General features: G+C 59.4%; 12 protein-coding genes and 1 pseudogene. 7 read left to right on the forward strand and 6 right to left on the reverse strand.

The genetic code is table 11. From position 1 onward, the window contains the following. The 4 genes and pseudogenes from NO900_RS12965 to NO900_RS12980 all read left to right on the forward strand — a co-directional run. Nucleotides 1-95, forward strand: a pseudogene (locus NO900_RS12965) (IS5/IS1182 family transposase); the annotation flags it as partial. 280 nt (nucleotides 96-375) lie between these two features. Beyond that, entirely contained in the window at nucleotides 376-1,782 is a 1,407-nt protein-coding gene (locus tag NO900_RS12970; protein WP_256409643.1) for an ATP-binding protein, read from the forward strand. Nucleotides 1,783-1,828: 46 nt separating this feature from the next. Then, entirely contained in the window at nucleotides 1,829-2,131 is a 303-nt protein-coding gene (locus NO900_RS12975) for a DUF8170 family protein (protein WP_465261788.1), read from the forward strand. A gap of 159 nt (nucleotides 2,132-2,290) precedes the next feature. After that, a complete protein-coding gene (locus tag NO900_RS12980; protein ID WP_256409645.1) occupies nucleotides 2,291-3,547 on the forward strand; it encodes an adenosylhomocysteinase in 1,257 nt (418 codons plus the stop codon). Nucleotides 3,548-3,558: 11 nt separating this feature from the next. On the opposite strand, the gene NO900_RS12985 is transcribed toward NO900_RS12980, so the two are convergent. From NO900_RS12985 to NO900_RS13000, 4 genes are all read right to left on the reverse strand, one after another. Then, the gene (locus NO900_RS12985) at nucleotides 3,559-4,347 is read right to left on the reverse strand and encodes an energy-coupling factor transporter transmembrane component T family protein (protein WP_256409646.1); all 789 of its coding nucleotides are present in this window, start codon (nucleotides 4,345-4,347) and stop codon (nucleotides 3,559-3,561) included. Beyond that, nucleotides 4,344-6,224: an ABC transporter ATP-binding protein gene (locus tag NO900_RS12990; protein WP_256409647.1), complete on the reverse strand. Its 1,881-nt coding sequence runs from the start codon at nucleotides 6,222-6,224 to the stop codon at nucleotides 4,344-4,346. The genes NO900_RS12985 and NO900_RS12990 overlap by 4 nt, the downstream gene beginning before the upstream one ends. A 45-nt stretch (nucleotides 6,225-6,269) precedes the next feature. Continuing rightward, nucleotides 6,270-7,070 carry a QueT transporter family protein gene (locus NO900_RS12995; RefSeq protein ID WP_256409648.1) on the reverse strand — a complete coding sequence of 267 codons (801 nt, stop codon included), beginning with the start codon at nucleotides 7,068-7,070 and terminating at the stop codon, nucleotides 6,270-6,272. A gap of 78 nt (nucleotides 7,071-7,148) precedes the next feature. Beyond that, on the reverse strand, nucleotides 7,149-7,622 hold the full coding sequence (locus NO900_RS13000) for a hypothetical protein (RefSeq protein WP_256409649.1): 474 nt from the start codon (nucleotides 7,620-7,622) through the stop codon (nucleotides 7,149-7,151). A gap of 300 nt (nucleotides 7,623-7,922) precedes the next feature. Between NO900_RS13000 and NO900_RS13005 the strand changes: the two genes are divergently transcribed. The 3 genes from NO900_RS13005 to NO900_RS13015 all read left to right on the forward strand — a co-directional run bounded on the left by NO900_RS13005 (nucleotide 7,923) and on the right by NO900_RS13015 (nucleotide 10,371). Beyond that, nucleotides 7,923-9,179 carry an RNA-guided endonuclease InsQ/TnpB family protein gene (locus NO900_RS13005; RefSeq protein WP_256409650.1) on the forward strand — a complete coding sequence of 419 codons (1,257 nt, stop codon included), beginning with the start codon at nucleotides 7,923-7,925 and terminating at the stop codon, nucleotides 9,177-9,179. 142 nt (nucleotides 9,180-9,321) lie between these two features. Continuing rightward, complete coding sequence (locus tag NO900_RS13010) at nucleotides 9,322-9,645, forward strand: DUF6788 family protein (protein ID WP_256409651.1); 324 nt, start codon at nucleotides 9,322-9,324, stop codon at nucleotides 9,643-9,645. 174 nt (nucleotides 9,646-9,819) lie between these two features. Next, nucleotides 9,820-10,371 carry a hypothetical protein gene (locus tag NO900_RS13015; protein WP_256409652.1) on the forward strand — a complete coding sequence of 184 codons (552 nt, stop codon included), beginning with the start codon at nucleotides 9,820-9,822 and terminating at the stop codon, nucleotides 10,369-10,371. 263 nt (nucleotides 10,372-10,634) lie between these two features. Here the strand turns inward: NO900_RS13015 and NO900_RS13020 are convergent, their stop codons facing one another. Then, nucleotides 10,635-11,321: a helix-turn-helix domain-containing protein gene (locus NO900_RS13020; RefSeq protein WP_256409653.1), complete on the reverse strand. Its 687-nt coding sequence runs from the start codon at nucleotides 11,319-11,321 to the stop codon at nucleotides 10,635-10,637. Between the two features lie 85 nt (nucleotides 11,322-11,406). After that, nucleotides 11,407-11,883 (reverse strand): hypothetical protein, encoded by a 477-nt coding sequence (locus NO900_RS13025; RefSeq protein ID WP_256409654.1) that lies wholly within the window; start codon nucleotides 11,881-11,883, stop codon nucleotides 11,407-11,409. Nucleotides 11,884-12,128 lie beyond the last annotated feature (245 nt).

The raw sequence follows: 12,128 nt of genomic DNA on the forward strand, positions 1-12,128 counted from the left end.
GCTTCGCCGTGCGAGCGCGGTCATGGTTCCGTGAGTTCCGCGAAATCGCGCTGATGTGTGTCGTCTATAACATCAAACGCCTCGTCAAACAGTGAATTCCAACGCCTTACAGCGATTCAACACGGCCCAATTAATCGAACGGCAGAAGAACTCATCAAGGGTGTTCGAGGGCGAATTTTTATCTTACCAAGTTAACCACGCAAAGGCGGTGTTTTCTGATCTGTTGGTTACCTTTTTCTGCGTCCGCAGGGAGCATTCTGACCTTCGTCGAACATTAGCTCGTCATATTAGAGTCCAGGATATTATCGTTCAGACTATTATAGTTTTGCCTCTAAAACTCGAAACACGTATGTATCTCCCACCACGACTGGGTGTATGGACCAGTTCGTCAATCGGCTCGATGAACTCGATCGGTTGCAGGCCCTCTACGAGAGTGAGGCTGCAGAGCTCGCCATTATCTATGGGCGCCGTCAAATCGGCAAGAGCGAACTTGTCCGCCAATCGATTGCCGACCGCGACAATGCTGTGTACTATCAGGCAGTCCAGGGAACAGCGACGACACAGCTCAGGCGATTCGTCGAAGCAGCAGCGACGACCTATCCAGACATCACGGCCGTCAAAGAGGAATGGGAACCGCTCTTGACGTACCTCACCGACAGAGACGCTATCATCGTCATCGACGAATTCCCGTACCTCATCGAATCGAACGAGGGACTTCCGTCGGTCATTCAACACCTGTGGGATACGGCTGTCGACGAGAGTCAGGCAACGCTCGTACTCACAGGCTCTGCAATCGGTATGATTCATACGCACGTCCTCGATGTCGGTGCGCCACTCTACGGCCGGGTATCCCAGACACCGAATGGCCGCCTCGAACTCACCCAGCTGCCGTTTCGCTCCATCCAGGAGTTCGTGCCGACGTACGATCCCGAAGAACGGGTGTTCGTCCATGGCGTCTTCGGCGGCACACCCCGATATCTCAGCCCACTCGATTCATCACAGAACCTCGGAGAGAACATCACACGGCTGCTGTGCGACCCGGATGGCCCACTCCACGACGAGCCCGAAACCGTCCTCCAGATGGAACTCAACGAGGTGAACACGTATTTTTCTGTTCTAGAGTCGATGGCCAGCGGGAACCGCAGTCGGAATGAAATCGCTCAGGGAGCCGGCATCGAGAGCACCAACACGTCGTACTACTTCGACCGGCTGGAAACGCTCCAGATCATCGAGAAACACCATCCAGCACTCGCCGACCCGGCACGCAGCAAGCGGACGCGATACCAGATTCGGGACCCCGTGTTCCGGTTTTACTTCCGGTATCTCTACGGCCGCGGGGGACAGTACGAACTCTACGGCGAGAACGCCTACGCGGATCTTATCGAACCGGAATTGCCCGACTTCGTCAGCGAAACGTTCGAATCGCTCTGTCACCAGGCGGTGCCGGCGCTCTATGCAGACTATCAGCTCACGCAGGTGCCACGCCAGTGGTGGTACAAGGGCCGAGAGGTAGATGTCGTCGCCCCAACTGACGAGTCAACGCTGATCGTTGGCGAAGCGAAGTTCACCAGTACACCCCTCGGCTATGATGTGCTTTCGAATCTCGAAGATGACGTGGAGCACATCGACTGGACACCCAAGGGAGGTGATGAGCCGACCTATGAATTCGCCCTGTTCAGTCGTTCTGGCTTCAAACGCTCCGTTGAGGAAGCTGCAGACGAACGTGATGACCTCCGTCTCTTCGATCTCTCCGATATTGTTGCCATCCTCGAGGGTGACTGATTCGAATCTTGAATCGAAAGGGCATATCATTTAGGCCGCTCTCGAGATAGCGTTCGCAGACGATTTGTTGGAGGATGAAGTCCAATTAAACGTCGAGCCGTTCGTTGATCGCGCCCAAGAGAACGGTCTCGGTATCGACGAACAGGAGGTGTGGGATGTGATCGACGAGCGGGCAGATGAGGACGAAGAGCCGGCAACGTACAGTTGGGTCCATCTCAACAAGTTCCGCAAATTCGAACGCCACGATCGATGCTTCCCGTGGACAACTGAGGACGAGCTTCGAACTGAGGTTGACGAACTCCCGGCCCCGACGCCACGTCCGGAATGGGAAGAGCGTGAGGACCAGTAAATTATCCAGTCCTACTCGCTTGGCGGTACAGCGGTAGCGATGCGAAAGCCCCCCTAAGGGTGTCTGGACACTGAAATACGAAATCGGTAGAAGCTGTAAGTTAACCCACAGCTAACCGGTTCCGGAGTGCTTAATCCGAAACGATGAGTAGCCCTCAGCATGACGCCCACGCCATCTGATGCCGACGACCCGCTATCCTGGGCGCGCGAGCACACCCCCATCCTCCGGTCGTTCCAGGATGAGTACGGCGAGACACGACCGCTCGAGGATTACACCGTGGCGTTCGCCTCCCACCTCGAACCGAAGTCCGGCGTCGCCATCGAGACGCTCCGGGCCGCCGGCGCGGAGGTCCTCTTCACGCCGAGTGAACCACAGAGTACTCACGGGCCGGTCGTCAAGGAACTCGACGCTCGCGACGGCATCACTGCCTTCGCGTGGGAGGGGATGACCGACGAGGAGTTCGACGCGGCCCAGCACGACCTGCTCGAACGCGAACCCGACTTCATCCTTGATGACGGCTGTGAGCTCATCGCCAAGGTCCACGCCGACCACCGCGACGTGGCCGCCGACGTGATCGGCGGTGGCGAGCAGACCACCGCCGGCATCACCCGTCTTGAGGCGATGGAGGACGAAGGCGTCCTCGAGTTCCCGGTCTACGGTGTCAACGACACCCCGATGAAGCATTTCTTCGACAACGTCCACGGGACGGGCGAGTCTTCGCTCACGAATATCGCCATCACGACCAACGCCATCATCTCGGGCAAAGACGTCGTGGTCTGTGGCTACGGCTACTGTGGCCGCGGCATCGCCCGGAAGGCCCGTGGAATGGGTGCCCAGACAATCGTCACCGAGGTCGACCCACGGAAGGCACTCCAGGCCCACATGGACGGCCACCGCGTTATGTCGATGGCCGAGGCAACCGAGGTAGGCGACTTGTTCATCACCGCGACGGGTAACCGTGAGGTGATGCGGAAAGAGCACTTCGAGGCTATGCAAGACGGCGCGACGCTGGCGAACTCCGGGCACTTCGACGTGGAGATCGCCCTCGACGACCTCGAAGCGATGGCCGAGGAGGTAACCACGCCGAAGGAGGGCGTCACGCAGTATCAGATGTCCGACGGCCGCCGACTGAACCTGCTGGCGGAGGGTCGGCTGGTCAACCTCACCGGCCCGTACAGCCAGGGGCACCCGGCAGAGGTCATCGACACCACCCATGCCATGATGTTCATCGCGGCCCACGACATGCTCGCGGGCGACGGCGATGCCCTGACGCCGGGACTGTACAACATCCCGGACCGGCTGGACCGCGCAGTCGCTGAGCGGAAGTTGGAGACGCTCGGCGTCAGCATCGACGAGATGACCGAGAGCCAGCGGGCGTACGGGAAAGAGTGGGAGCATCCGGACAGCAGTTTCTGACCGGCACGCCTTCAGACGGTCCCCTTGCCCAACACGTACCGCGCGAGGACCGAGCCGACGAGCATGAGGCTACCGACACCGACTGCGACCCAGTCGCTTCCGGCCAGCGACTGCCGACCGTAGAAGGTGCGCTCCGCCTGGGTGTCGAACCCGCGTGCCTCAAGCGCCATCGCCTGTGTTTGGACGTTCCGGATAGCGGTCATGAACACGGGAATGAGCAGTGGGATGTAGTTGCGGATGCGCTGGAGTGGCGACCCGGAGCTGAGGTCGTGGCCGCGTGCCTCCTGCGCTTGCCGGACCGTCCCGGTCGCACCGAGCAGGGTCGGGAACAACCGTAGAGCCGTCCCGACGGCGAAACAGAAGGCGAATGGGACACCCAAACTGCGGAGGCCGGCGACCAGCTCCTCGTTGGAGGTGACTGTCACGAACAGCAGACCGGTGACGATGAACGAGGCGAACCGCGTGCTCCGCCCGAGCGCGACGAGAAACTCGTTGCGGGTCAACTCAACCACAGGTGTTGAGAGCCAGATGGGCCCACCCGCAGGCGTGAACAGCGGCCAGACGACGAGGCCGACTACGAAGACGGCAACAACGATGAACCGCACGCGTCGGAAGTTGCTCCACCCACCGAGCGCGACGAGCGTCCCAAAGGCCACAACCAGTGGGATACCGACGAACGCGGGATGATCGAAGACGAGCGCGACGGCGAACAGCCCCGCCGCGAGGGCGATTTTGGCCCGCGGCGCGAGGCGGTGGAACACGGAGTCGCCGTGGACGTATAGCGAGGATGCAGCGCTCACGCCGATCCACCTCCCGGACCGGTCGTCGTCATCGGTTCGTCGGCGAGCCCCGCAACCAGTTCGTCAACCGACAGCGCCGGGAGGGCGTCAGTCTGGCCCGCATCGGCGGCCAGCCGGTTCGAGAGTGCCACCGGCTGAGGTGGCCGAAGATCCCACTCGGCCAGGGCATCCTCGTCGGCGAACAGTTCGCGGGTCGGTTCATCCGCAACCTTCCGACCGTCGCTCATCACAACGGTCCGGGGCGCATATGTCGCCACCGTCGACATGCTGTGGGTGACCATGACGACGGTGACGCCGTCCTCGCGGTTGAGGTCGGCCACAAGGTCCATGAACGTCGCCTGCTGTTCGGCGTCCAGCCCCGTCGTCGGCTCGTCGAAAATGATGGCGTCCGGGTCGGTGGCCAACACCGAGGCCAGCGCGACCCGCTGGCGCTGGCCCTTCGAGAGGGTGAACGGATCCGCGTCCTCTAGCCCATCGAGTTCGACCGTCTCGATGGCCCCAGCAACGCGGCGGTCAAGTTCGTCGCCCGTCAACTCGAAGTTCTCGGGGCCGAAGGCGACCTCTTCCTCGACTGTCGCGGCGAATATCTGGTGATCCGGGTTCTGGAAGACGTAGCCGACACTGCGGCCAACCTCGGACATGTCTAGCTCGCGGATGTCTCGCCCATTCCAGCGGGCTACCCCCTCGTCCGGGTCAAGCAGGCCATTGAGGTGCTTAGCGAGAGTGGTCTTACCGCTCCCGTTGTGGCCGACAATGGCGACGGCCTCTCCCTCTTTGACCGTGAGATCCACGCCGTCGACGGCCCGGACCGTCTCGCCATCAGCGTCGTACTCGTGGGCAACCTCCTCCAGTTCAAACAGCGGACGTCCGAGATCGGTGGCGGTGCCCGCAGGCACACCTGGATTGCGACCGCCACGCTTGCCGGGCGGCGTCCAGGTCAGGTCTGCCCTATTGACGGTCTCAACAGCCCCGTCAACGGCTAGCGGCAGGTCTTCCCCCTCGAAGCCGAGGCGGTCGAACGCCGCGACCAGCGGTGGAACGGCGACCCGGGACTCCCGGAGCGCCTCGACGTTTCGGAACACTTCCTCGGCCGGCCCGGCGTGGGCTGCCCGGCCGCCTTTGAGGAGGACCACGTGGTCGGCGAGGAGAGCCTCTTCGATCTTGTGTGTGACGAGGACGATGCTGTCGGGACCCTCCCAGTCGCCAACTGAGGTATCCGCCGTCGCCGCCTCGGCCAGCCGGCCCACAACCGAGAGTACGTCGCGGCTTCCGGCCGGATCGAGGTCGCTCGTCGGCTCATCCAGTATGAGCAGGTCCGGGTACATGGCGAGGACGCCAGCGAACACAAGCCGCTGTTTTTGTCCCCCGGAGAGCGAGTCCGGTTCCCGTGTGCGACCGAGGTCACCGAGCCCAGCGACCGACAGCGAGTCGTCGATTCGCCGGCCGATGTTCTCAGGCGGCACCGCGAGGTTCTCTGGCCCGAACGCGACTTCCGTCTCAACGCTCGTGCCGAACAGCTGTGACTCGTAGTCCTGGATGACCATCCCCACATCGCGGGCCATCTCGCTGACGCGGCTGGTGGTCGGATCGCGGTCGAGAACCCGGACGTCTCCGTCGAACGCACCATCAATGAAGTCGGGAATGATGCCGTTAAACGTGCGGAGCAGGGTCGACTTACCGCCGCCGCTCGCGCCCATGACGACCGTGAACGACTCGTCGGGCACCTCGAGATCCACCCCACGCAGGACGAACCCCTCGCGGGCGTCAGGGTCGGCATGGTCGTCGCCGACGGCGTCAGTGTCGTCCTGTCTGTCATACGAGAAGACGACCTCTCTGAGACGGGCGACGAGGCCGTCGTCAGACTGGGGGGAGTCCATTCAAGATAGAGTTGATGGGCTGGTGATTTCGGCGTTTCGACTCGACTATCTGATGTCGGCACCCTTCAGCTGAGCTGGCAGTCCCTGGTTGCCGATGACGACGAAGACGACGAGCAACAGGAGGCCGACGCCGCCTAGCGCCATCTGCATGGTCGACTGCGGCGAGAAGACATAGATGCCCAGCGCCAGCCATGTCAGCGAAACCACAAGGATGCCCAAAGCCGCGACGACCGGCTGTGAGAAGCTCGTTTCCTCCAAGTCTTCCTCGCGCATCACGTCGGGATACAGCAGTCCCATATCCTTGATGCGCGGATACGTCAGGTACAGTAGCGGGGGGCCGAGCACCGCAGCGGCGAGGCTGTTGTTGATCATGATCGTCGGCCCGAGGACGGTGAAGGGCACCAGGCCGAGCAGGTCGACGCCCCAAGCGATGATAACTGCACACGCCGCCGAGGCGGCGACGGCAGTGACGACGTATTCGATGACCTGCTGGACTGAGCGCATATTCGGCTCCTCGCCGCTGGAGAGCGGACCCAGGTTGCCCCACAGCTTGTAGCCCACGAGGCCGAAGAAGAAGTTCCCGAGGAAGCCAAAGACACTCCCCGGTCCCAGCGTGCCACCGAAGACATCGCCGATGAGGTTCCCGATGGCCGCACCCCAGGCCGCCGCCGGGCCGAACATAATACCGAAAATAACCGGGAACACGTTCGCCGGCCGGATGCTCGTGATGCCCGGGATGACCGTGAATAGTTTGAACGGGAGCAGGACTGCTGCGTATATCGCCGCAACTACCGCAACGAGCAGTATCATCCGCGTGTCACGCCACATCGCGAACAGTTCACGCATATCGATAGAATCCTTATCAGGTATATATAAAACTGACTCCATTCACCACGACAGACGGGCTGAGCCTCGCACTGTTCGTTAGCCGGGTGTGCCGGTGCCGCTTCCGACGGATGTCCCCGAGGGCTGGCGATTGGTTGGGGGTAACATGTCGTCATCGCTGAGCTCCTCCCAATCGAAGGCGGGGACAAGGATGTCGAATTTGGGGGAGACGACGACGGGCTCAATAGCAGTAGTCGTTTGGTGGTCGAGGTCGATTCGATGTGGCTCGGCGACGTAGAGCTCCGGTGGCGCCGCGAGTCCAAGTCTCTGTGGTGGCTCATACGTGAGCTCGGTGCCAGCCGCAAGATAGAGCTCGTGCCGACCGTAATCGATGACAACCACACGCTCCTCGCCGTCGGCTCGTCGCACCGCCGCGACCAACGTCTCACCCGACCACGGCCCGACCGCGTCAAGATCCGCCGCGCGGGTGACGTGAATGTTGTGCCGCGAGCGGGGATCAAGGATGTCGTCGCTTTTCCTGAGCCGTCTCAGATGGCTACCTACCCGGCTCATATCCCCATGTATTGGTGTCGATTCGCATATATTCTCTCCCCGTGTGTTGGGCCGGAATGCGTAAGATGGAGAAACAGCGATCCAACTTAACCAACATACAGAGCTAGTTACTATCATATGTTGGTTAACAACAGGCGTTCTGTTTCCTATAAACAACAAGGAGAATACCTGCGCCTTTAGGCGCGGGATGAATCCGACACTCCGACTGACAACCCCACGACGACACTCCAACCGGATATTCAACGTCCTGTCGCCGATTTTAATACTCAAAAACTCATAATGGCTTATGAACACAGTACGATGATGGAGACGACCCGCACCTACGTCGCCCGAATCACGAACCACCAACAGGTTCGTGGCGACCTCGACCAGTGCGGGTTCGCAGCATCCAAACTGTGGAACGTCGGACGCTACTACGCCCACCAGCGGTGGGACGAAGACGACGAGATACCCGACGAGGCCGAGTTGAAATCGGAGTTGAAAGACCACGAACGCTACAGTGACCTGCATTCGCAGTCAAGTCAGCGAGTTCTCGAAGAACTTGCTGAAGCGTTCACCGGCTGGTACAACTCCAACGACGGCAACAATCCACCCGGCTACCGGAAACACGGCGACGACCACCCGCGCTCCACCGTCACGTGGAAGAAACGAGCAATCAAGCACGACGACAAACACGGCCAACTCCGCCTCTCGAAAGGTTTCAACCTGAAAGAATCGCGGTCTGACTTCATCCTCGCCGAATATGAAACCCGCCCCGACGTCGAAGTCGAAAACATCCAGCAGGTGCGTGCCGTCTGGAACGGTGACGAGTGGGAACTCCACCTCGTCTGCAAAAAAGAGATTTCAGTCGAAGATGCACCGGGTGACAACACGGCGGGGATCGATCTCGGAATCAGCAACTACCTCGCCATCGACTACGAAGACGGCCCCTCGGAGCTGTATCCGGGGAACGTGCTGAAAGAGGACAAACACTACTTCACCCGCGAGGAGTACCAGACCGAGGGCGAGAATGGCCTGTCACGGCGTGCACGGAAGGCCCGACAGAAACTCTCCCGACGCAAGGACCACTTCCTCCACACCCTCTCGAAGCACATCGTCCAGCGGTGTGTGGAAGAAGGCGTGGAGAAGATAGCGGTTGGCGACCTCAGCGACATCCGCGAAGACGAGAACGGTGACTCGCGGAACTGGGGTGCGTCGGGGAACAAGAAACTCCACGGCTGGGAGTGTGACCGGTTCACTCGCTTGCTCGAATACAAGGCAGAGGAACACGGCATCATCGTCGATCGTGTGGACGAGGAGAACACGAGTAAGACGTGTTCGTGTTGCGGGCAGATTCGTGACTCGAATCGCGTGGAACGCGGTCTGTACGTCTGTTCGTCATGCGGGACGACGATGAACGCGGACGTGAACGGTGCGGTGAACATCCGCCGAAGGATAACTCAGAGTCCCCCGACGGGGGATATGAGTAACGGCTGGTTGGCACAGCCCGGAGTCTTCCTGTTCGACCGCGAGAGCGGGTCGTTCAACACGAGAGAACAGGGAGACTGCAAACCATAATATCCCAACGCTCGGGATTCCTCCGGCTTCAGCCGGAGGAGGATGTCAATCGTACTCTTTAGTCCGTGACGATGCGATATCTTATTAACCAACAAATCCATGCTAGTTCGGACACTGTTGGTTAACACGAGGCTGACCCCAAATGACTCCCAAACCACCGACACCGCCGGCAGATCTCTCGACGGAGATGGTTGACACCCTCAACAGCTACTCGCCTGAACAGCTCCGGTACGTCGCCCGCTATGCCGAGGCGTTAGCAGCGCACAAAGCTCGCGGCGGCCGTCCCGATGAAGAATCAACTGCCGACGAGAACGATGCCCAATCTGATGATCTTCCAGACGAAGTTCCGTCGAAAGCGACGATCACGATCAAGGAGATCAATGACAACCGCTACTACTACTGGCAGTGGAGGGATGGTGACAAAGTGAGGTCAAAGTACAAAGCTCCAGTAAGTCCCGATGACTGACATCCTCTCCCGGCCAAAGCGCGGGTACTCTTCTCGTTGGCTCTGTTGGCATCCTATCCTTCAGACATTTCTCCCGTGAAACAACCGGTCGCTGAAAGGTGCTTGAGACACGCTGTTTCCACACGGGGTTTGACGGCAAAATACACATATCTAATGATCACCTATCGCGTTCGTATGTCAGAGCCGTGGGAACGGAAGGGTGTCGTAGAGACATACACCGGCGGCGGATTCGATCTGTACGCACCGGACCCTACTGATGTTCAGTTAGAAGATATCGCCGCCGGATTGGCCCATACCTGCCGGTTTGGCGGTCACTGTCGTGACTTTTACAGCGTGGCTCACCATTCGCTTCACGTGAGTTCCGAACTTTCGGACGCGACTCCTCGTCTTCAATTACTCGGACTGCTACACGACGCCGGTGAGGCGTATCTGGGCGATATTCCTCGTCCGTTGAAAGTCGAACATGACGTGTTCGAACGGATCGAATCTGAGATTCTAGATGCCGTGTGGACGTCGCTCGACATCGCTCCGCCGACTGAGGAGGAGTGGGAACAAGTTATGGCCGCCGATGACCGCCTTCTCGCGTACGAAGCCACTCACCTTCTTCGAGGCGGGGAATGGGCCGATAATCCACCGGATCGGACGTACGAGTTACAATCGAACCATACCAACGAGATTCGAGAACAGTACACCTCCCGAGCCGATTCACTGCTGGATCTGGTCTAGCGACGCTCTCAGCAGTCTGACCGATAGATGAGTTAACCACACTGAGCGGTCCATGAGTCTCTTGTATAGACCAGAACCCAGTTCGGATATAGCACTGTCTGAGGATTTCATCAAAGCCAATGACGTTGTAGTGAGCGCCCGCAGATTGGGATGACAGACAGCACGCAGTGTAAATGAGGACACTACTGGCAGTCGGGTTGGTAAGGGGAAAGACCCGGTTCTACCGGTCGGTGGACGTTGAAGCAAACCACCGCTGCGAGCGATCACTCCGCCCCGACGAGGAACTGTCGCAGCACGCGCGCAGTGCCCCGTCGGATCGTTTCACTGGCCGTCGATTTGTCGATATTGAGCCCAGCGGCGACCTCCGCTAGTGTGCAGTCTCGTGGTACCTCGAAGTACCCACGACTAAGTGCGACGGTCATACACTCACGCTGTCGAGAAGTAAGAATCGGGTCCTCATCCTCGGTATGCACCACTGAGAGAAGCTGATAGTGCTGTTTGGTCTCATTGAGCGCCTCGCAGAAAGCTTCGAACTGCTCACGGCTCGTTGTCAGGTCGAACTCCATCGTGCCATTCTCGACGACGACCGGAAATTCCGGTGGTAATGATGATTGCCACAAGAACTCATACAATCCCTGATCAGCCACCTTGTACTGGCCAACAGCGCGGGTCTCGTCCTGATGGACTGGCTCATAGGCGGTGATATCCGGGTGGTCTCTGATCGCAGTGACGACCGTCTCGGCATCCGCCGCTTGGACTTCACCCAGCTCCAAGGCGTGATCGTCTTTCGGAACCCCGGTAAGCAAGCGGAACGTCGCTTCTGAGAAGGCCGACGACAGCTCGTTGACCCATAGGTCCTCCCGCAGCGGCATACGAAACCGAGCGCGGATCATCCACGTCGCCCCCTCTGTGCGTGTCGACGTTGGAACCGTTTCATCGGTGTTCAGCATCGTATTGAAATCAATAAAAACGTCGGGTAGCAATGTATGAGCGGTGTTTTCGCATTCCGGGTTTGTGTCGAGATCGGGAGTGGGATTATCCCTCGGCTGACCGTTGCTTCCCCTTTCGCCGACCGAGTGCGATCGCGTACACAGCACTGAGCGACACAGCTGCGATCAGACCGATCAGAATGACGAACGCGAAGTAGCCAAGTATCGGATTGGAGTACGGGAGAATCACGTCACTCGGGGGCTCGACCGCCCACGGACTAACGTGAAAGTACGCTAGCATGAACGCGCTGAGCGTGAACACGCCAGCCCAATATCGAGTCCCAACGCGATCAGTTAGCGTGAGATAGAGCCCGACAGCGACGAGAGGGTAGATTGCCAGACTATACGTGAACGGATTCACGTGGTGAGCAATCGGCCACCCGACGTGGTTTCCGCGAATGATGTGGTCAATATGGTGGGCGGCACCCAGCGTGGTCGTGATGGCCAACAGCAGGTACAGTACCCGTGACGCGTTGCAGTCGGCGTTTGATACCTCGATGGAAAGGCTGTCTTCGAACGTCATATGAGATTGATGTTCGAATATATCAATCAACTTTTGACCAACATGTTGAGGTTGTGAGTTAGAGTATGTCGGGCATGGCAATCCGGCCGGTGGATCGGAATTGGTTGTTTCGAAAGGACCAGTTCTTACTGACTCCACAGGTCCGTCCGAGTACTCCGGCTTAGTGACCCTCTCCAATAGCGTGGTTAAGTCGCTGTTTGACCCTCCACGAGAGATTTACCCGATGGCTCACTTGGATCAGTCGA

This window comes from Halorubrum rutilum, from assembly GCF_024494565.1.

Bases quoted from the DNA above. Each gene is read 5' to 3' on its own strand.
- NO900_RS12970 (WP_256409643.1), top strand. From the start codon at position 376: ATGGACCAGTTCGTCAATCGGCTCGATGAACTCGATCGGTTGCAGGCC.
- NO900_RS13000 (WP_256409649.1), bottom strand. From the start codon at position 7,622: ATGAGCCGGGTAGGTAGCCATCTGAGACGGCTCAGGAAAAGCGACGAC.
- NO900_RS13010 (WP_256409651.1), top strand. From the start codon at position 9,322: ATGACTCCCAAACCACCGACACCGCCGGCAGATCTCTCGACGGAGATG.
- NO900_RS12990 (WP_256409647.1), bottom strand. From the start codon at position 6,224: ATGGACTCCCCCCAGTCTGACGACGGCCTCGTCGCCCGTCTCAGAGAG.
- NO900_RS12995 (WP_256409648.1), bottom strand. From the start codon at position 7,070: ATGCGTGAACTGTTCGCGATGTGGCGTGACACGCGGATGATACTGCTC.
- NO900_RS12980 (WP_256409645.1), top strand. From the start codon at position 2,291: ATGACGCCCACGCCATCTGATGCCGACGACCCGCTATCCTGGGCGCGC.
- NO900_RS13025 (WP_256409654.1), bottom strand. From the start codon at position 11,883: ATGACGTTCGAAGACAGCCTTTCCATCGAGGTATCAAACGCCGACTGC.
- NO900_RS13005 (WP_256409650.1), top strand. From the start codon at position 7,923: ATGATGGAGACGACCCGCACCTACGTCGCCCGAATCACGAACCACCAA.
- NO900_RS13015 (WP_256409652.1), top strand. From the start codon at position 9,820: ATGTCAGAGCCGTGGGAACGGAAGGGTGTCGTAGAGACATACACCGGC.
- NO900_RS13020 (WP_256409653.1), bottom strand. From the start codon at position 11,321: ATGCTGAACACCGATGAAACGGTTCCAACGTCGACACGCACAGAGGGG.